This window comes from Rhodocista pekingensis, from assembly GCF_042665545.1.
GTDB lineage: Bacteria > Pseudomonadota > Alphaproteobacteria > Azospirillales > Azospirillaceae > Rhodocista > Rhodocista pekingensis.
Map to the genome: position 1 here is coordinate 1 of NZ_JBHTCM010000010.1, position 17,619 is coordinate 17,619.

At 70.8% G+C, this 17,619-nt stretch carries 20 protein-coding genes and 2 tRNA genes; 3 read left to right on the forward strand and 19 right to left on the reverse strand.

Annotation, left to right across the window (positions count from 1 at the left end):
* Window positions 1-93: 93 nt before the first annotated feature.
* The 5 genes from ACFQPS_RS08225 to ACFQPS_RS08245 form a co-directional block, all read right to left on the reverse strand.
* Window positions 94-993 (reverse strand): TniB family NTP-binding protein, encoded by a 900-nt coding sequence (locus ACFQPS_RS08225; RefSeq protein ID WP_377358037.1) that lies wholly within the window; start codon window positions 991-993, stop codon window positions 94-96.
* A complete protein-coding gene (locus ACFQPS_RS08230; protein WP_377358039.1) occupies window positions 990-3,002 on the reverse strand; it encodes a helix-turn-helix domain-containing protein in 2,013 nt (670 codons plus the stop codon). The genes ACFQPS_RS08225 and ACFQPS_RS08230 overlap by 4 nt, the downstream gene beginning before the upstream one ends.
* 67 nt (window positions 3,003-3,069) lie before the next feature.
* On the reverse strand, window positions 3,070-3,735 hold the full coding sequence (locus ACFQPS_RS08235) for a TnsA endonuclease N-terminal domain-containing protein (protein ID WP_377358041.1): 666 nt from the start codon (window positions 3,733-3,735) through the stop codon (window positions 3,070-3,072).
* A 25-nt stretch (window positions 3,736-3,760) separates the two neighbouring features.
* Complete coding sequence (locus ACFQPS_RS08240; protein WP_377358043.1) at window positions 3,761-5,092, reverse strand: TniQ family protein; 1,332 nt, start codon at window positions 5,090-5,092, stop codon at window positions 3,761-3,763.
* A gap of 387 nt (window positions 5,093-5,479) precedes the next feature.
* A tRNA-Phe gene (locus tag ACFQPS_RS08245) sits at window positions 5,480-5,555 on the reverse strand.
* Window positions 5,556-5,974: 419 nt separating this feature from the next.
* Here ACFQPS_RS08245 and ACFQPS_RS08250 point away from each other — a divergent pair.
* The gene (locus ACFQPS_RS08250) at window positions 5,975-6,670 is read left to right on the forward strand and encodes a choice-of-anchor K domain-containing protein (RefSeq protein WP_377358045.1); all 696 of its coding nucleotides are present in this window, start codon (window positions 5,975-5,977) and stop codon (window positions 6,668-6,670) included.
* Between the two features lie 77 nt (window positions 6,671-6,747).
* On the opposite strand, the gene ACFQPS_RS08255 is transcribed toward ACFQPS_RS08250, so the two are convergent.
* From ACFQPS_RS08255 to ACFQPS_RS08310, 12 genes are all read right to left on the reverse strand, one after another.
* Window positions 6,748-6,969, reverse strand: coding sequence for a DNA gyrase inhibitor YacG (locus ACFQPS_RS08255; protein WP_377358047.1), 222 nt, complete (start codon window positions 6,967-6,969; stop codon window positions 6,748-6,750).
* Between the two features lie 73 nt (window positions 6,970-7,042).
* Window positions 7,043-8,221 (reverse strand): ribonuclease E/G, encoded by a 1,179-nt coding sequence (locus tag ACFQPS_RS08260; RefSeq protein WP_377358049.1) that lies wholly within the window; start codon window positions 8,219-8,221, stop codon window positions 7,043-7,045.
* Between the two features lie 10 nt (window positions 8,222-8,231).
* On the reverse strand, window positions 8,232-8,849 hold the full coding sequence (locus tag ACFQPS_RS08265; protein WP_377358051.1) for a Maf family protein: 618 nt from the start codon (window positions 8,847-8,849) through the stop codon (window positions 8,232-8,234).
* A 15-nt stretch (window positions 8,850-8,864) separates the two neighbouring features.
* Window positions 8,865-9,083: a translation initiation factor IF-1 gene (gene infA, locus ACFQPS_RS08270; RefSeq protein WP_012566833.1), complete on the reverse strand. Its 219-nt coding sequence runs from the start codon at window positions 9,081-9,083 to the stop codon at window positions 8,865-8,867.
* Between the two features lie 126 nt (window positions 9,084-9,209).
* Window positions 9,210-9,686, reverse strand: coding sequence for an arsenate reductase ArsC (locus ACFQPS_RS08275; protein ID WP_377358053.1), 477 nt, complete (start codon window positions 9,684-9,686; stop codon window positions 9,210-9,212).
* Window positions 9,687-9,696: 10 nt separating this feature from the next.
* Window positions 9,697-10,179, reverse strand: coding sequence for a UPF0262 family protein (locus ACFQPS_RS08280; protein ID WP_377358055.1), 483 nt, complete (start codon window positions 10,177-10,179; stop codon window positions 9,697-9,699).
* 10 nt (window positions 10,180-10,189) lie between these two features.
* The gene (gene hisD / locus ACFQPS_RS08285) at window positions 10,190-11,491 is read right to left on the reverse strand and encodes a histidinol dehydrogenase (RefSeq protein ID WP_377358057.1); all 1,302 of its coding nucleotides are present in this window, start codon (window positions 11,489-11,491) and stop codon (window positions 10,190-10,192) included.
* Window positions 11,481-12,170 carry an ATP phosphoribosyltransferase gene (gene hisG / locus ACFQPS_RS08290; RefSeq protein ID WP_377358059.1) on the reverse strand — a complete coding sequence of 230 codons (690 nt, stop codon included), beginning with the start codon at window positions 12,168-12,170 and terminating at the stop codon, window positions 11,481-11,483. Before hisG ends, hisD begins: the two co-directional genes overlap by 11 nt.
* Window positions 12,171-12,329: 159 nt before the next feature.
* On the reverse strand, window positions 12,330-12,821 hold the full coding sequence (locus ACFQPS_RS08295) for a DUF2948 family protein (RefSeq protein WP_377358061.1): 492 nt from the start codon (window positions 12,819-12,821) through the stop codon (window positions 12,330-12,332).
* 63 nt (window positions 12,822-12,884) lie between these two features.
* A complete protein-coding gene (gene murA / locus ACFQPS_RS08300) occupies window positions 12,885-14,183 on the reverse strand; it encodes a UDP-N-acetylglucosamine 1-carboxyvinyltransferase (RefSeq protein ID WP_377358063.1) in 1,299 nt (432 codons plus the stop codon).
* A 113-nt stretch (window positions 14,184-14,296) separates the two neighbouring features.
* Window positions 14,297-14,851, reverse strand: coding sequence for a dCTP deaminase (gene dcd / locus ACFQPS_RS08305; protein WP_377358065.1), 555 nt, complete (start codon window positions 14,849-14,851; stop codon window positions 14,297-14,299).
* Between the two features lie 96 nt (window positions 14,852-14,947).
* Window positions 14,948-15,157, reverse strand: coding sequence for a hypothetical protein (locus ACFQPS_RS08310; protein ID WP_377358066.1), 210 nt, complete (start codon window positions 15,155-15,157; stop codon window positions 14,948-14,950).
* A 227-nt stretch (window positions 15,158-15,384) separates the two neighbouring features.
* On the opposite strand from ACFQPS_RS08310, the gene ACFQPS_RS08315 reads away from it, so the two are divergent.
* A tRNA-Thr gene (locus ACFQPS_RS08315) sits at window positions 15,385-15,460 on the forward strand.
* 26 nt (window positions 15,461-15,486) lie between these two features.
* Here ACFQPS_RS08315 and ACFQPS_RS08320 read toward each other — a convergent pair.
* On the reverse strand, window positions 15,487-16,086 hold the full coding sequence (locus ACFQPS_RS08320; protein ID WP_377358068.1) for a cupin domain-containing protein: 600 nt from the start codon (window positions 16,084-16,086) through the stop codon (window positions 15,487-15,489).
* A gap of 150 nt (window positions 16,087-16,236) precedes the next feature.
* On the opposite strand from ACFQPS_RS08320, the gene ACFQPS_RS08325 reads away from it, so the two are divergent.
* Window positions 16,237-17,208, forward strand: coding sequence for an NAD-dependent epimerase/dehydratase family protein (locus ACFQPS_RS08325; RefSeq protein WP_377358069.1), 972 nt, complete (start codon window positions 16,237-16,239; stop codon window positions 17,206-17,208).
* Here ACFQPS_RS08325 and ACFQPS_RS08330 read toward each other — a convergent pair.
* Window positions 17,174-17,515 carry a hypothetical protein gene (locus tag ACFQPS_RS08330; protein WP_012566844.1) on the reverse strand — a complete coding sequence of 114 codons (342 nt, stop codon included), beginning with the start codon at window positions 17,513-17,515 and terminating at the stop codon, window positions 17,174-17,176. The genes ACFQPS_RS08325 and ACFQPS_RS08330 overlap by 35 nt on opposite strands.
* Between the last annotated feature and the right edge of the window lie 104 nt (window positions 17,516-17,619).

Below are 17,619 nucleotides of genomic sequence, written 5' to 3' on the forward strand. Positions count from 1 at the left end.
CGGAGACCTTGAATCAGCCCACCGCAGCCGTGGCAAGCCCCTTTATGGGTCCCAGCCCTAGCAAAGAAGCCGCCAGTTGGTCCGTGATTGGGCCTACCTCGCCGCCCGCCGCCTTTCGCTCGGCATGATCCACGGCACCTTGTCGAGCGTCTCCATGTCGATCACCTCCCTGCCGGTCTGAATGCCGACCTCCGCGGCGATGGCCAGGAGCTTGCAGCTCTCGCCGGTCAGGCCCTCGGCCATGCGGTGGATGCGGCCGACCAGGTCGCGGGAGCGGAAGTCGCTGTCGTTCTTCAGCTCCAGGCTCTTCACGAACCGGGCAACGAAGAGACCGTAGTCGGCGCTCATGGACCAGCGCGGGATGCCGATCGGCTCGAAGCGGTTGCCCAACTCCGGGCTGGTCTGGAACACGCGCGCGGCGTCCTGGGTGCCCATGGCCACGAGCGGGATGCGCAGCTCGTTGCTCAGCGACTTCATCGAGTTCAGCACCATGGTGCGCATGTCCGGCTTGCCGACGAGCAGATTGTTCACCTCGTCCACGATCAGCAGGCGCGCGCCAACGGCCGGCAGCAGGTGCAGGATCTGGTCCCATTTGCTCTGGGGCCGGGCCGATGACCGGTATGGCGCGTTCAGCGCGCGCAGGATCGCGTCGTAGAGCCCGACCAGGTCGGCGTAGGGCGGCGCGTGGCAGTAAACCACGGGCTGCTTGCCGAACTGCGGGTCGCCCTCCTTGGGCGTGCAGTCGTGCATGAACTTCAGCGCCAGCGCCGTCTTGCCGTTGTTGGTGTCGGCGTAGATCAGGTTGCAGGGCGGCCGCGGCACCTCCGGATGCTCGTACAGCCAGGCGAAGCGGCGCAGGATCAGGCTGCCGGCGTCGTACTGGACGTAGCGCGGGCTGCGGATTCGGCGCAGCCGGTCCTCCAGGTCCGGCGAGTGCGGGATCTCGAAGCCCAGGATACCCTGGCGCGGCTGGAACAGGTCGGGATGGCTCACCACGTCTCCACCCCCCGGGCGATGTCCTCGTCGGAAAAGTCGAACATGCCGCCGCTATCGGAAGCCTGCGTGGGCGGCCCGGCCGGTTTGCCCGTCCCCGTGTTGTTGACCACCAGGGCCAGGTGCTCCTTGCCCGCCTTGCCGCGGCGCGCGGACGTCGCGCCACCTGCGGCAGCCGCGGCGCCGATCATGGCCGGGTCTCCCGGCGCCGCCGCCGTAATGCCCGGCGGGTCGAGCGTGAGTTCGGCGCGGTGCCGCTTCATCTCATCCCGCTTGGCTCGCTGCCGCCGCGCCTTCTTGGTCTCCCGCTTGGCCATGTCGGTGATGCGGTGCATCTCCTCGAACGCGTCGAAGATCGCCTGCTCGTCCTCGGCCTTCTTGCCCTGCCGCTCCAGCCAGTTCACCGCCGCCTTGTAGTCCCACAGCGAGATGGAGGACCGGCCGTAGTTCAGGTACGGAATCTCCACATAGTCGCGGAGGCCGGGGTCCAGGAAGTAGAGCTTGCTGATGTCGGTCGGGTCGCGCCGCAGCTTGAAGCGCAGGGGCCGGCCGCGGTCGCGCACACGGACGTACTGGGACAGCAGCGGGTCGCGGTACCAGATCTTGTCCCAGACGATGCCCTCCGACTGCACCGAGCGCATCGTGTAGGGCAGGAAGTCCAGGCGCAGCCGCCGCTCGTCGGCGATCCTGTCCGGCAGGCCCGTCGGCCGGGTGAAGCGCTCGCTGCCGACGATGCCCTCCTTCCAGCGGGCGATCGGGGGCATGCGCAGCGTGGAGTGCTTGCGGTTGTGGTAGGCGCCGACGATCAGGTTCAGCAGCCAGCGCCGCAGCTCCTGCAGCGTCATCACCGCCTTCGCCTCGGCGTCGTAGTCGCCCCGGTCCTTGGTGTTGGAGAAGGTGGAGCCGGGAACGGCGTGGATGTGGTTCTCCAGCGTGTCGCAGAGCCGCTCGATATGCGCGCCGTAATGCGGTGTCGCGACGGGACGGAACTCGTAGCGCACGTCGTGCTCGTCCAAGGCGTCCCGGACGGTGTGGCTGCGGAAGTCCTTGCCGTTGTCGGCGTGGACCATGCGGGGCTTGCCCCAGACCGGCCATTCCCCCTTGATGCCCAGGCTCTTCAGCTCCTCCTGCTTCTCCAGCATGCCGTGGGTGAGGCAAAGGCCGACGGCGAAGGCGCTCGGCTTGTCCAGGGACAGGTGGTAGCCGAAGATCATGCGGCTGAAGACGTCGATGGCCAGCGTCAGCCAAGGCCGGCCGATCGGTTCGCGCATCTCCTCGTCCACCACGATGATGTCAAGCAGCGTGTGGTCGATCTGGACGACAGCCAGCGGCGCGTCGGCGCCGGGAAACTCCCCCTTCACCAGGGCGTGCTTTTCGCGCGCCGCCTTGGCCCCCTCGCGCCGGCGCACCTTCTCCTTGGGATCGATGGCCTTGAGCCGGGCCCGCACGGTCGCCGGGTCGGGGCTGGGCAGGTCGGCGGCCCGGCACCGCCGGTGCACCTCCTCGATCGTGCGCTGCCCGTCGGGCTTCTGCCGGGTCAGGTAGAATTCCTGGATCACGCTCTCGATCACCGCCTCGACCTTCGGGTCCAGTCGCTTGGGCATGGGCCGGCCCTTGCGCCGCGGGGCCAGGTCCGACATGAGCCGCCGGCCCTCATAGGTCTTGATCCAGCGATAGACGGTGGATGGGCCGACATTGTGCGCCTTGGCCGCGGCCACCACCGCCTCATGCGTCCGCCGGTCCGTCCGGACCAGGGGCTTGATGATTGCGAATCGCCGCCTGGCTTCGGCCAGATCGTCGGGATGCAGCGCGTCCAGCAGGCGACGATCCTGGTCGTCGGCCGGCTTCTTCTCCGGCGCGGCCAGCTCCCAGACCGGCACCACGTGCGGATCGCCGCCCTCCGGATCCTCCAGCAGCACAGACGTGGCCGTGACCGCCTCCACGATCTGGTGCAGCTTGCGCCGCCAGCGCACCACGGATCCGGGCTGGAAGCTGACCACGGCGCTCATGCGCAGCCTCCCGCGGCTGGTGCCGGGAGATGCACCCGGAGCTCCAAGGGCCTCGGCGGCAAGGGGATCAGGCGGGCGGCCATGGCGGACCTCCTGTAGGTGGATGCAGACGGGTGGCGAGCGACAGGGGACAGTCCAGGTCGGCCAGCAGCTCGCGACGAGCGACCAGGGTCCAGATGTCGGGCAGGATCTGCGCCCGGGCCATAAGATCGGCCGCCGCGGCGTCGCGCAGCGTGGCCACCGTGGCCCGCGGCTTGGCGGCCAGCGCCAAGAGCCGGTCCCGCAGTTCGGGCCCCACGGCGCGGTCGCGGTAGGGCAGCAGGAACTTGGCGGCGTCCAGCCGCGGTATGCGGATCTCCCGCTCGGTGACCAGATCGAAGCGCCAGCCCCGGTCGGAGGCATGGGCCCGGGCGGCGGCGAGGCGCGCCTCCAGCTCGCCGGCGAGCAAGGCCGGGTCGTCGGAGTGCTTGACCTCCACCAGCCGCGGCGGCCGGGCCGGGTCGCGGTAGGTCACCAGGAAGTCGGGGACGTAGTGCCCTGCGCGCCCGTCCAGCCGGAACAGCGGGATGCGAACCGGCCGCTCCTCGATGTCGGCCACGGCGGGGTCGAAGCGCTGCAGCAGAACGAAGTCCCGCTCCAGGGTCGACTCCACGTCGATGCCCCGGCGCCCGCCGCCGCGGGGTACGCGCCCACCGACGCTGCGACGGCACAGGCCGATCTTGCGCACAGGCATATGCCGTTTGCCTCCCAAAACTACGCTAGCGGGAAATTATAGGCGTGTTGCTGCAAGTTTCCGGATGCTCGCGTTTTGCGGGAAGATTGAGTCTTTCGCGCAACAGTGCATCCAGCCAGGGCCCGACGCCCTCGCCGGCGCGGTGCGCCGCGGTCCGCGCCGCCTCCTTCACCTCGGGCGACACCCCGTCCAGCTTCCAGTACCGGCCCTTGCCCCACGGGGCGCCGTCCGACGCGGGCTCGGCCAGTTCCTCAATGGCAGTCAGTTTCGTGCCCACGAGTTCCACCAGGTTGCGACAGGTCGGCGACACGCCGCGCTCCGTCAGGATCTCCTTGGCTCTTTCGATCTCGGCCCGAGTACCAGTCCGCTGCGCAGCGTTAAGGTGCCAGTCGACCGCGTGAGCGAAAGCGAAGGGAGCCGTGTCCCCGTGGCGTCGGCGGATGTGGCTGGTGGCCAACCCAACGGACCGGCCTGCGGCGACGAACCGATGCGGCCAGTCCTGCATCAGCCAGTCCGCCATCATCAGCAGGATGGAGCGTGGCGCGGGTGCCAAATGCGCCAAATCCCGCACGCGCGGTATGGCCGTCGGCGGAACGCAAGCGCCGGGCGCCCTCTCCCCAACCCAGGCGCGGAGCGGATAGGCATGCTGGCCACCTGCAAGGAGGCGCATGAGCAGAGCCAGGATTTCCAGCGCTGCGAAGGAGTAGACGGGCCCGTACGCGCCCAGCTTCGTCCACCCGCGGCTGACGATCTCCATCCAGGTTGCCTGGACAGGTTGGATGTCCACGGGCGGGAGACCTGCACGCCAGGCACGGACCGCGGATCCGCAGGACCAGCAGAAGAACGCGCTGCGGCCGTCCTGACGCAGCACCGCGATCGGTTCACGGCACTCCGGACACCGGTCGAGCAGCAACGTGCCGTGCTTCGGACACTTCGTCATTACGCCCAGCCGCCAAGTCAGGCGCAAATGGGGGACAGGATCCTCCGCCAGGCATCGTGGGCAGACCTGCTGGCCGAAGCAGCGCTTGCCGGCATACCGGCCCGCCGGTGGCAGCCAGGGCAGGACGTTGCGCCCATCCTCGTCGCGTTCGAACGCCATACCGGCGAACTGGTCGAAAGTGCCTCCGCTAATCGACCCGACCGGAATTCCTGTCGCTTCCGCAAGGTCGCGGATCAGGAGTGGATCGGCATGACGGTCCAAATCCGGTGGAGAACGGTCTCCCGCCGGCATGCAGACGCGGTAAAGCTCCCTGGGACGGTGTCCATTGGCACCTGCCACGCGCACGAACCAGGAGCTGAACGACTCTCCCTGCAGCGGCGCCGGTCTGCCCGGCCACAGTCGCGATCCACTCCACATGCCTGCCCCCGTCGAAGATCGAGGGCATCGTGGCCACTACGGCGCACGTCCGTCGCGGAGGCAAACGCCTACATATGTCTGCGATTCGGAAGTTGCCTGCGCGGGGCCAGCGGCTCAGACGGCGTTATCCGCCAGCAGGGGCTATGCGTGCGAGGAATCCAGTTCGGAGCGTATCGCCGCTCCCGACCCGCAGCGTCGGCCAGATTCGGATGCCCAGGACGGGCAGAGACACCTAACGCTTTCAGCTGCCTGCGATTTTCGGCGAAGCCCTATTTCCGTCTTCTCCCACGGAAAGGGCCTGCTTGCCGCTTATAGGCCACCGACTCTCAGGTAAGCCTCGATCTGACATCTGTCGCCGCCAAGCGATTGATTTATAAGCAAAATTCGTGGTGCCCAGGGGCGGAATCGAACCACCGACACGGGGATTTTCAGTCCCCTGCTCTACCAGCTGAGCTACCTGGGCCCACCACGAACGGACGGTGGCAGCGGCCTGTCCGGGCGTGCCGGATCGTCACCGTGCCGCGCCGTTTCCGGCGCCTCGGCGGCTGCGCTTGTGGGCGCCGTCGGCCGAGGCCGCTGCATATAGACAAGTTCCCGAGGGCTGTCCAGCGCTTTCGAACACCCTGTCCGCACGTTTTTTCCGGGCGCCCTCCGACCCGGGCGGAAGCGGGCCGGACAGCCCCGCGGACACCCCTCCCGGCCCTACCCGTCGCGCCCGGCCCGCGCGCCGTTCAGGGGAGACCTGTCCAGCAATCGGACACATGGAGTCCGGCCCCCGTGGCCGTGCCTTGATTCCGCGGCCTTTTCCGCCCTGGCACGGCGGTTGCCTGGAAGGGGGCGCCGCTTGGCACCGATCCCGTCTGGACCAGAAAGGACGCCTCCATGGCCGCAAAGACCCTCGGCCTCGCCGCCGCGCTCGGACTTCTCCTCGCCACCGCGTCGGCCCATGCCATCCCGATCGCCGGCACGTCCGGCGGCAGCTTCAGCAATGTCGACAACTGCACCGGATTCGAGACCTGCCGGATCAACGGCACCGTGAACGGTCCCGCGACCCAGGTCGAATGGGGCTACGGCCTCATCAGCGGCGGCTCGACGCTGACCGCCGTGGACCGTGTCTGGAACACCAGCACCGACCTGGACGATTTCATCATCGCCGAGCTGGTCTGGACGAACCTGGCCACCTCCGACTTCCGCACCCCCGATCTCTTCACGGTGGACTACACCCTGACCGTCAACTTCACCCAGCCGAACGGATCGAGCGATTCGGAGCTGTTCAACCTGCGGATCACCAATCCGACGAATCCGCCGGGGGACCGGATTGCCGGCATGACCCTGGCCGACCTGTCCAACCTGTCGTTCAGCCTGAACGGGGTGATCATTTCCGACATCAAATACGCGGTCGGCGGGGCCGGCTCCTTCGTCAACAACATCTGGAAGAACCCGGAGGGGGACACCTCCCGCCTCTACGTCACCGCCGATTTCACGGCAGCGCAGGTGCCGGAGCCCGCGGCGCTGGGGCTCGTCGCGGGCGCACTGCTGGGCGCGGGGGTCCTGTCCCGGCGGCGCCGGCAGGCCTGACGGGGAAAGCCGCCACACGCGGGGCGGTCCGGGGGGTCCGACCCGCGTGCGCATGCGCGTCCCGCCGGCGGTGCGCGTCAGGAGGGGGACGGCGGGGCGTCCGGATCGGGAAAGGCATCCTCGTCCCGGTCCACCACGGGCACGCGGTAGACCCCGCCCAGCCAGCGGGACAGGTCCACGTCGGCACAGCGGCGGGAGCAGAAGGGTTTGAGCGCCGGGTCGGCGGGGCGGCCGCAGACGGGACAGGCGGCACGCCGGCGCTGCCGGGCGTCGGTCAGGTTCACGGGATCGTCGGGCATCGGTCGGGGCGGGTCGTCATCCGGGGCGGGGCGGCAGGCGTGAAGGCAGCGGCGTGAAGGCAGGGGTGAGGCGTCAGTCCAGCCCGGCCAGCAGGTCGGCCACGGGCGGGCCGCGGCGGGCCCGGGTCATCTCCATCAGGCCCAGCTTGGACAGACCATAGACATGGGTGCCCGCCGGGTCCTCGGAAACCGCCTGCGTCAGCGTCAGCAGCAGATGCTCGCGGTCGGCGGCGGCGGCCATGTTGACGAAGTCCACCACGACGATGCCGCCGACATTGCGCAGCCGGAGCTGGCGCGCGATCTCCCGCGCCGCGTCCAGGTTCGTGGACAGGGGATTGCCGCGCTCCCCGCCGTTGACGTCGATCACGGTCAGCGCCTCCGTCCGCTCGATCACCAGCGAGCCGCCCTGGGCCAGCGGCACCCGCCGCTCCGCCAGGGCGGCGATGGCGCCGGCCAGGTCGCCCTCCTCGAACAGGGCCAGACGGGCGACATGCGGCCGCAGCAGCGGCTCCAGGTCGGGGGCGCGGTCGCGGCACCAGGCGCGGACCTCCGCCACCGACTCCGCCCCCTCCAGCCGGATGGTGTCGAAACCGGCGCCGCCGAATTCCAGCAGTGCCCGCACGGGAGCCGTGGGCGCGGGCAGCAGCAGCGCCGGCGCCCCCGCCCCTTCGGCGGCCCGCGCCGCCTGCCGCCAGTCGGCCCAGAGCGACTCCGCCTCCAGCGCCAGCAGCCCGGGGTCGGCCGCCGCCGCATCGGCGCGGACGATCCAGCCACCCTCCGCCGGCAGCAGATCGCGCAGGGTGGCCTGCATCCGCGCCCGTTCCGGCCCGCGCCCGAGCCGGCGCGACAGGTGGAGGCCCGAGCCCAGCGGGGCATGGACGAGGAAGCGGCCGGGCAGCGTCACGTCCATGGTGAGGACCGCCCCCTTGTCGCCGTGGGCGTCGGCCTTCACCTGCACCAGCACGGCCTGCCCGGTGCGCAGGAGCTGGCCGATGCGCGCCTCGCGCCGCTCGCGGCCCGAGGGCAGCGGCCGCACGTCGGCCGCGTTCAGCAGGCCCGGCAGGCGGTCGCCGATCTCCACGAAGGCGGCGTCCAGCCCGGCGACGACACGGACCACCCGGCCCAGGCGCAGCGAGCCCAGCCAGGCCGGCCGGTCGAGGCGGTCGAGGTGGAGGTCGGACAGCTCGCCGTCCCGCAGCAGGGCGGCACGGGCGAGCGGTCCGGAACGGTCGATGTGGAGGGCACGGCTCATGGCCGGCCGATCATGCCCCGGCGGCGGGCGGGGGCGCCAGCGGATCGAGTCCCGCGGCGCGCAGCAGGCCCGCGACCTCGAACAGCGGCAGGCCGACGATGTTGGGATGCGAGCCGACGATGCCGCGCACGAACAGCGCGGCCAGCCCCTGCACGGCATAGCCGCCGGCCTTGCCCTGCCATTCGCGGCTGCGGATGTAGGACTCGATCTCAGCGTCGGAGAGGCGCTTGAACAGCACCGCGGTCTGGACGGTGCGGGTCAGGCGGCGGCCGTCGGGGGTGATGACACAGACGCCGCCGAAGACTCGGTGGCGACGGCCGGAAAGCAGCTCCAGGCAGCGGCGGGCGTCCGCCTCCTCCTCCGTCTTGGGCAGGATGCGCCGGCCGACGGCGACGACGGTGTCGGCCGCCAGCACGATGGCCCCCGGATGCCGGGCGGCCACGACCTCGGCCTTGCCGCAGGCCAGACGGAGGGCATGGGGGGACGGCAGCTCGTCCTTCCGCGGGGTCTCGTCGATGTCGGCGGGATCGACCGCCGCAGGCACGATACCGATCTGGGCCAGCAGGTCGCGCCGGCGCGGCGAGCTGGACGCGAGCACCAGCACGGGGCCGGCGCCGGGGGACGCCATGGTCACGGATACCGCTTACTTGAAGCGGAAGGTGATGCGGCCCTTGGTCAGATCGTAGGGCGTCATCTCGACGTTGACCCGGTCGCCCGCCAGGACACGGATGCGGTTCTTGCGCATCTTGCCGGACGTGTGGGCCAGAACTTCATGATTGTTGTCGAGCTTCACGCGGAACATCGCGTTGGGCAACAGCTCGGTCACCGTGCCGGAAAACTCGATCAGGTCCTCTTTGGCCATAACTTCCTTTCGGAGGCTGTGAATTGCGGGCACATAGGTGATTGGCGCCGGGCCGCCGGTCAAGTGTTTTCCCGGAACGCAGCCCTGGCTTGTCCATATGGGGCACGCGGCGAACCGCCACGCCCCTTACGGCGAAGCCGCTGCGGGACTCACCCGCCCCTCGGGCTGCGACGGAAACCGCTCCCCGATCCGGCGGATCAGTCCGTCGCGGACGCTGCGGTAGGCGGCAAGCCGCACCTCCCGCGAGCCCTCCACGACGGAGGGATCGAAGGTATGCCAGAATTCGACCTCGCAGGCCATGGTGCGGGTCATCTCCACCGCACGATGCTGGGCCTCCGGCGAGAGCGAGACGACGAGGTCGAAGGAGGTGTCCTCCAACTGGTCGAAGCTCTTGGAGCGGTGGCGGGCGAGATCGATGCCGATCTCCGCCATCACCGCCACCGCGAAGGGGTCCAGATCGCCCTCGCGCACGCCCACCGAGTCCACATAGAGGCGCGTGCCGTGCAGCCGCTTCAGGATCGCCTCCGCCATGGGGGAGCGGATCGAGTTGTGGGTGCAGGCGAACAGGACGCTGGTGATGCTCGGCGGGAGAGTCTCGGCCATGCGCCCGGCCCTATCCGCGGATATGCAGGACGCAGATGAGCGTGAACAGGCGGCGGGCGGTCTGCATGTCCAGCTCGATGCGGCCGGCCAGCCGCTCGCGCAGCAGCTCCGAGCCCTCGTTGTGGACTCCGCGCCGGCCCATGTCGATCGCCTCGATCTGCGAGGGCGACGCGGTGCGGATGGCCTTGTAGTAGCTGTCGCAGATCAGGAAATAGTCGCGGACGATGGTGCGGAACGGGGTCAGCGGCAGGGTGACCTTGCACAGCTCGACATCGTCGTCCCCGCGCACGTCGAAGATGAGTCGGTTGTCCTCGATGGCGAGATAGAGCCGGAACGGCCCCTGCTCGGGCTGTTCCACGAGCTGGAAGCGGTTCTCCTCCAGCAGGTCGAACAGGGCCACGGCCCGCTCGTGCTCCACCTCCGGGCTGCGGCGCACGACGTGCTTCTCCACCAGCTCGACATGGATGATGCGCTGGCTGGACGGCTGGCTCACGGTCCCTCCCCTACTCCGCGGCGCGGCCGAGGCGGATCGCCACCGACAGCGCGTGCGCCTCAAGTCCCTCGGCCCGCGCCAGCGTCACCGCGGCAGGCCCGATGGCAGCCAGACTGCCGGCGTCGCAGCCGACCAGCGTCGTCCGCTTCATGAAGTCCAGCACGTTGAGCCCGCTGGAGAAGCGGGCGCTGCGCGCGGTCGGCAGCACATGGTTCGGCCCGGCCACATAGTCGCCGATGGCCTCCGGCGTGTGGCGGCCGAGGAAGATGGCGCCCGCGTTGCGGACACGCGCGGCCAGGGCGTCGGGGTCGGCCACGGCCAGCTCCAGATGCTCCGGCGCCAGCCGGTCCACCAGGGCCGGCGCCTCCGCCAGGTCGCGCAGCACGACGATGGCGCCGTGCGCCTGCCAGCTTGCCGCCGCGATGCGCGCCCGCGGCAGGGTCGCCAGATGCGCCTCCACCGCCCGGGCGACGGCGTCCGCGAAGGCCGCGTCGTCGGTCAGCAGGATGGCCTGGGAGCTTTCGTCGTGCTCCGCCTGCGAGAGCAGGTCGGCGGCGATCCAGGCGGGATCGTTCTCACGGTCGGCGACCACCAGGATCTCCGACGGGCCTGCGATCATGTCGATGCCGACGGTGCCGAAGACCTGCCGCTTGGCGGCGGCGACATAGGCGTTGCCGGGGCCGACGATCTTGTCCACCGGGGCGACGGTGTGCGTGCCGTAGGCGAGCGCCGCCACGGCCTGGGCGCCGCCGACGCGGTAGATCTCCGTCACCCCCGCCGCCCGCGCGGCGGCAAGAACCAGGGGGTTCAGCACACCGTCGGGCGTCGGCACCACCATGGCGATGCGCGGAACGCCCGCGACCCGCGCCGGCATGGCGTTCATCAGGACGGAGCTGGGATAGGCCGCCGTGCCGCCGGGCACGTAGATGCCGACGGCGCCCACCGGCGTCCAGCGGGCCCCCAGGCGGACACCCTGCGCATCGGTGAAGGACAGCGTCTCCGGCTGCTGGCGGCGGTGGAACGCCTCGATCCGCGCCGCGGCCTCGTGCAGGGCGGCGAGGGTGGCGGCATCGCAGCGGGCGACCGCCGCGTCGATCTCCGCCGCGGTGATGCGCAGCGTCTCCGGCGTCAGGTCCTGCCGGTCCCAGCGCCGCGTGTACTCGATCACCGCCGCGTCGCCGCGTGCCCGCACGTCGGCCAGGATCGCGGCGACGGCGGCGTTCACGTCCTCCTGCACCTCGCGCTTGGCGGCGAGCAGGGTGGCGAACCCGGCCTCGAAGCCGGGATCGCGGGTGGAGAGCCTAAGCGGCATGGGCGGCCTCGCGGAAACGGTCGATCCAGCCCTGGATCTCCCCGTGCCGGGTCTTGTAGGCGGCGCGGTTGACGATCAGGCGCGAGGTGATATCGGCGATGTGCTCGATCTCGACCAGACCGTTGGCCTTCAGGGTGGAGCCGGTGGACACCAGATCGACGATGCGCTGGGACAGGCCCAGGCTGGGCGCCAGCTCCATCGCCCCGTTCAGCTTGATGCACTCGGCCTGAACGCCGCGGGCGGCGAAATGGCGCCGGGTGATCTCCGGATACTTGGTAGCCACCCTGACATGCGACCAGCGCGACGGGTCGTCCCCGGTCACCATCTCCACCGGCTCCGCCACGGCGATGCGGCAGCGGCCGATGCCCAGATCGAGCGGCGCGTAGAGTTCGGGATAATCGAACTCCATCAGCACGTCGTTGCCGCAGACCCCGAGCTGGGCCGCGCCGAAGGCGACGAAGGTCGCCACGTCGAAGGAGCGGACGCGGATGATCTCGACATTCGGCAGGCTGGTCGGGAAGCGCAGCGCCCGGCTCTTCGGATTGTCGAAATCGGGGTCCGGCACGATCCCGACCCGCTCCAGGAGGGGCCGCACCTCGTCCAGGATGCGGCCCTTGGGCAGAGCCAGGACGAGTCGGTCGTCGGTCGCGGGTTCGGGAGAAACGGCTGGGAACGTCACGGCGGCAGCAGCTCCGGCGGAAAACGGAGAAGCCTTTACTTGGCACGGGCCGGCAGCGGCGTCCAGTCGCGGCGGGGAAAGCCAGGGGTGCGCAGCGGCGCGGACGGGGTGACCCGGACGGGTTGACGGCGCGAAGAGAGACGGAGGACCGGCCGCAGTCTACTCTGCCGCCCGCCCCTCGGCCTCGACATGGCGGGGCCGGGCGCTGGTCGGCCAGGGCCGGCCGACATCCTCCAGCCGGCAGTCCAGGGCCGGGGTCTCCAGCCGGATGCAGGCGCCGCCGGAGAAATGCAGCAGCACGGCCCCGTCCGCCCGCTCGATGGCGAGCAGGGACAGCATGGCGGTACGGTCGCTGCGGTCGAGATTGCGGCAGGAAACCTTCGCCACTCCGTCGAAACGGACGGCGCAGTTGGTCCGCTCGTAGGGGCAGTCCTCGTCGGGCGTGGGACCGACGGCGGCGCGCCGGGCGGCCTTGCCCGCGGGGGCACCGTCCGCCGTCTCCCAGCGGAAGCGGTTGGCGATCAGGACGAAGCGGTGCTCGTCGGGCAGGAACGCCGTGTCGCCGATCGGGACGATCGCGTCCTGCAAGAAGGCGGAGACGACCTTCAGGTCTTCCTCGTCGCACGCGCGCAGTTTCAGCCCACCAGACATCGTACCCGTCCCTTGAGGCAACCGTTCATCCGCGGGACACAGAGAGAGCCCGCACGGCCTGATTTAGGGAGTCTCCCGCACCCGTTCCATATCCGCGCCGCAGGCGACCAGCTTTTCCTCGATGCGCTCATAGCCGCGGTCGAGGTGGTAGATGCGGTTCACCACCGTCTCCCCCGCCGCGGCGAGGCCGGCGATCACCAGCGACACGGAGGCGCGCAGGTCCGTCGCCATCACCGGCGCCCCGGTCAGCCGCGGCACCCCGCGCACCAGGGCCGAAGCGCCATGCACGGTGATGTTGGCACCCATGCGTGCCAGCTCGGGCACATGCATGAAGCGGTTCTCGAAGATCGACTCGGTGATCATGGCCGCCCCCGTGCAGGTACACATGAGCGCCATCATCTGGGCCTGGAGGTCGGTCGGGAAGCCGGGGAACGGCTCCGTCATCACGTCCACCCCGACCAGCACGCCGTTGCGGCGGCGGACCCGCAGGCCGGCCTCCGTCTCCTCGAAATCGATCTCCGCCCCCGCCAGGATCCGGGCCACGGACCGGATGTGATCCAGCCGGGCCCCGACCAGTTCCACGTCGCCGCCGGTGATGGCGGCGGCCATGGCGAAGGTGCCGGTCTCGATGCGGTCGGGGATGATGGTGTGGCGCGCCCCGGACAGCCGGTCGCGGCCGCGGATGCGGATTCGGTCGGTGCCCGCCCCCTCGATCTCCGCCCCCATGGCGATCAGGCAGTGGGCAAGGTCCGTGATCTCCGGCTCACGCGCGGCGTTCACCAGCACCGTCTCGCCCTTCGCCAGGGCCGCAGCCATCATCAGGTTCTCCGTCGCCCCGACGGAGACCTGGGGGAAGACGATCTCCGCCCCGCGCAGGCCGCCCGCGGGCGCGCTGGCGATGACGTAGCCGCCCTCGATCTCGATGATCGCGCCCATGGCCTGCAAGCCCTTGATGTGCAGGTCCACCGGGCGCGGCCCGATGGCGCAGCCGCCGGGCAGGCTGACCTTCGCCTGACCGCAGCGCGCGAGCAGCGGCCCCAGCACCAGCACCGAGGCGCGCATCTTGCGCACCAGATCGTAAGGCGCCGTCGTGCTGGCGATGGTGGCGGCCGTCAGCTCGACGACACGGCCCTGGCTGCCGCCGCCGCCCTGGGCGTGGCCGTTCAGCCGGATGTCCACGCCATGCTGGGCCAGCAGGTTGGCCATCGTCGTGATGTCCGCCAGATGCGGCAGGTTGGCGAGGGTGAGGGTGCCGTCGGTCAGCAGGCAGGCGGCCATGAGCGGCAGGGCCGCGTTCTTGGCGCCGCTGATGGGGATGCTGCCCTTGAGCGGGCGGCCACCGCGAATCCGGAGCTTGTCCATGGCTGTGCGTCGCTGCGGGATGGCTGGAGGGGGACGGGGTCGGGAGGGGTTCCCTGGACCCGGAGTGTGGCCGCAGCATGGTCAAGAAGCCCCTGCCGCGGCCCGGATCCGGATCAGAGGCGCGGCAATGTCACACCGCGCTGGCGCATGTACTTGCCGGCGCGGTCGGCATAGGAGACCTCGCAGGTTCCCTCCCCCTTGAGGAAGAGGAACTGGCACAGCCCCTCGTTGGCGTAGACCTTGGCGGGCAAGGGCGTGGTGTTGGAGATTTCCAGGGTGACGTGCCCCTCCCACTCCGGCTCCAGCGGCGTGACGTTCACGATCAGGCCGCAGCGGGCATAGGTGGACTTGCCCAGGCAGATCACCAGCACGTCGCGCGGGATGCGGAAATACTCGACCGTCCGCGCCAGGGCGAAGCTGTTGGGCGGGATGATGCAGACGTCGGTCTTGCGGTCCACGAAGCTGGTCGCGTCGAACTGCTTGGGATCGACGATGGCGTTGTCCACGTTCGTGAAGATCTTGAACTCGTCGGCCACCCGCGCGTCGTAGCCGTAGGAGGAGAGGCCGTAGGAGATCACGCCCTCGCGCTTCTGCGCTTCGGTGAACGGCTCGATCATGCCCTTGGTCGTGGCCATCTCGCGGATCCAGGTGTCGGGCATGATCGGCATGGGGGCGGGGTCTCCGGAGTCGCGGATGCGGGAAAGAGCGGCCTTGTAGCCCAGCGCCGGGGGGCGCTCAAGCGACAGGGGCGCGCGGCCGACCTGTCAGGAGTCGCCGCGGGCGCGCTCCTGCTCCTTGCGGCGGCGCAGATTGTCCCGCAGCGCCCGGGCGAGGCGCTCGGCCCGGTCGTCCTTCGGGCCGGCCTCCTTCGTCCCGGGGTTCCCGGCGCTCCTGGCGCTCCCGGTCTCCTTGCCTTCGGGCACGGGCGGACGGTCGGCGGCGGAAGAGGTATGCGGCGACGGGTCGTCGGTCACGGCGGCGGCTCCCGGGCGGTAGGGAAGATCGCCGGGATTCAGGCGGCAGTGCCGCGCCGGCGTCAAGCGATGCCGTCAACCCGCGGCGGTATCGGGCGGCGGGGCCGCGGTTTTCCGGGCCTCCCGAAAAAAATCCCGCCCCGGTGTTCGGAACGCTTGCATCCCCCGCCGCCCTGTGGCACATACCGCCGCCACACGGGGCGCCCCACCGGGGAACGCCGCCAGATGCTGCCGTAGCTCAGTCGGTAGAGCGCGTCCTTGGTAAGGACGAGGTCGTTGGTTCGATTCCAATCGGCAGCACCATTCTCCCCCTTCCCTTCTGAAATCTGTCAGATCGCACCGGCCTCCGGGTGCCACAGGTGCGTCAGCGGTCCGTCGCGCCCGTAGAGCGGGTCCGTTGCCGGAACCGGCACGCGGCCGATGCGGGGCAGCGCCTGCGCCGCCTCCCCCGTGCCTTTCATGTCGGGCTCCTGCCCCGGCGGATAGCCGCCGACGGCCAGAAAGTCGGGACTGCTCTCCAGATTCCGGTGCGCCACGCCGGCGGGAATCAGCACGGCGTCCCCGGCCGCGAGCGCGACCTCGATCCCTTCCTCCCCGCCGAAGCGGACCCGTACCCGGCCGGTGGCGATTCCCAGCACCTCGTGCGCCGTGGTGTGGAAATGGTGCCAGCCATAGATGCCGTCGCGCCAGAGCCCGCCCCAGCCGTTGCCGGCGAACAGCGATTCGAAGGCGGCTGCCCGGTCGCCCTCCCCCACCGCGCCGCGGTAGACCAGCAGCGGCAGATGCGGGTTGTTCGGCGCCCCGGCGCGGGGCGCCAGCACATGCCGCTCGACCGCGGCCCCAGGGTCGGGAACGGGATGGTCGGGAACGGGATGGTCGGGAACCGGATGAGCGGGGTTGCCGCGGCGGGCGGCTCCGTCCTCTGCCATGCTGTCCTCCCGGAAGTCGATGGGCTGCAACTCGATGGGCCGGAATGCGGTTGGCGCTCCCCCGCTGCAACGCTAGACAGGGCCGGACGGTCCATCGCGGTCCATCGCGCGCCGCAGGGCCGGCGCGTCCGGCTTTTCAGGGGTTACGGCATGCGGGTCCTGGTCACCGGGGCGGGCGGTTTCGTCGGGCGCGCGCTGCTGCCGGCGCTCGCCGCCCGCGGGCATACGGCAGTGGCGGCCGTGCGGCAGCCGCTGGGCCGGCCGGATGTCGCGGAGGCCGTGGTCGGCGACATCGCCGCGGTGGCGGACTGGCGCCCCTGGCTGGAGGGAATCGACGCGGTGGCGCATCTGGCCGCCTGGGTCCACCGGCCCGGCCAGCGCGGGGCCGAGGCGGACCGCGCCGCCCACGCCGTGAACGCGGAGGCGACCGGGCGGCTGGCGGCGGCCGCGGCGGCGGCAGGCGTCGGTCGTTTCGTCTTCCTGAGCAGCGTGAAGGCCCTGGGCGAATCGAGCCCTGGCCGGCCCCTGACGGACGCGGACACGCCCGCCCCGGCGGACGCCTACGGCCGCTCCAAGCTGGAGGGGGAGCGGCGGCTGGCCGCGGCCGCGGCGGGAACCGGGATGGCGGCGGTCAGCCTGCGCCCGCCGCTGGTCCACGGGCCGGGCGTGAGAGCGAACCTCCTGACCCTGCTGCGGGCGATCGAGCGGGGCGTGCCGCTGCCGCTGGCGGCGGTGCGCAACCGCCGCTCCCTGATCCATGTCGGCACCCTGGCCGACGCCGTGGTGCGGGCTCTGGAGCGGCCGGGAGCGGAGCCGGGGCCGTATCTGGTGGCGGACGCGCCCGCCCTGTCCACGGCCGACCTGGTCCGCACGCTGGCGGCCGGCATGGGTCGGGAGGCGCGGCTGTGGCCGTTGCCGCCGGCCCTGCTGGCCGCGGCGGCGCGGCTGCCGCGCGTCGGGGGGGCCGTGGCGCGGCTGACCGGCGATCTGGAGATCGACGGGGGGCGCTTCCGCCGGGTCTACGACTGGCAGCCGCCGCTGCCGCAGGGCGAGGCCCTGCGGCGCACGGCGGCGTGGTATGCCGGCGTCAGTGGTCGGAGCCGTGCAGGATCTGGTTCCTGAGCCCGGTGTCGTAGTCGCGCCCGGCGGGGGTCAGCACGAAGCCGTAGGGATAGTCGGAACGGATCAGGCCCTTGCGCTCCAGCGCCGCCCAGGGGGCGGGGTTGGTCAGGCCGGTGGCGTCGGCCGAGGAGACGACCCAGGGGCCGAGGTGGAAATGGTTGCCGTGGGCATGGGGCAGCTCGTCCACCCGGATGCCGCCGTCCTCCGTCGGACGGCCGAGCCCGTCCAGCCCGGCGAGCGCCTGGAACAGGGTCAGGGTCTTGAGTTGCAGGGCATTGAGGTTCAGCGGGTTCTTCCTGGCGGCCATCGGGCACGGGCTCCGGCATCGTCGGACGGGGTTCTGTCCAGCCGCGGGTTGAAGCGCGCGGCGGCGCCGGCGTCAACCCCCGGTGTTCCCCGTCCGGGCCGTTC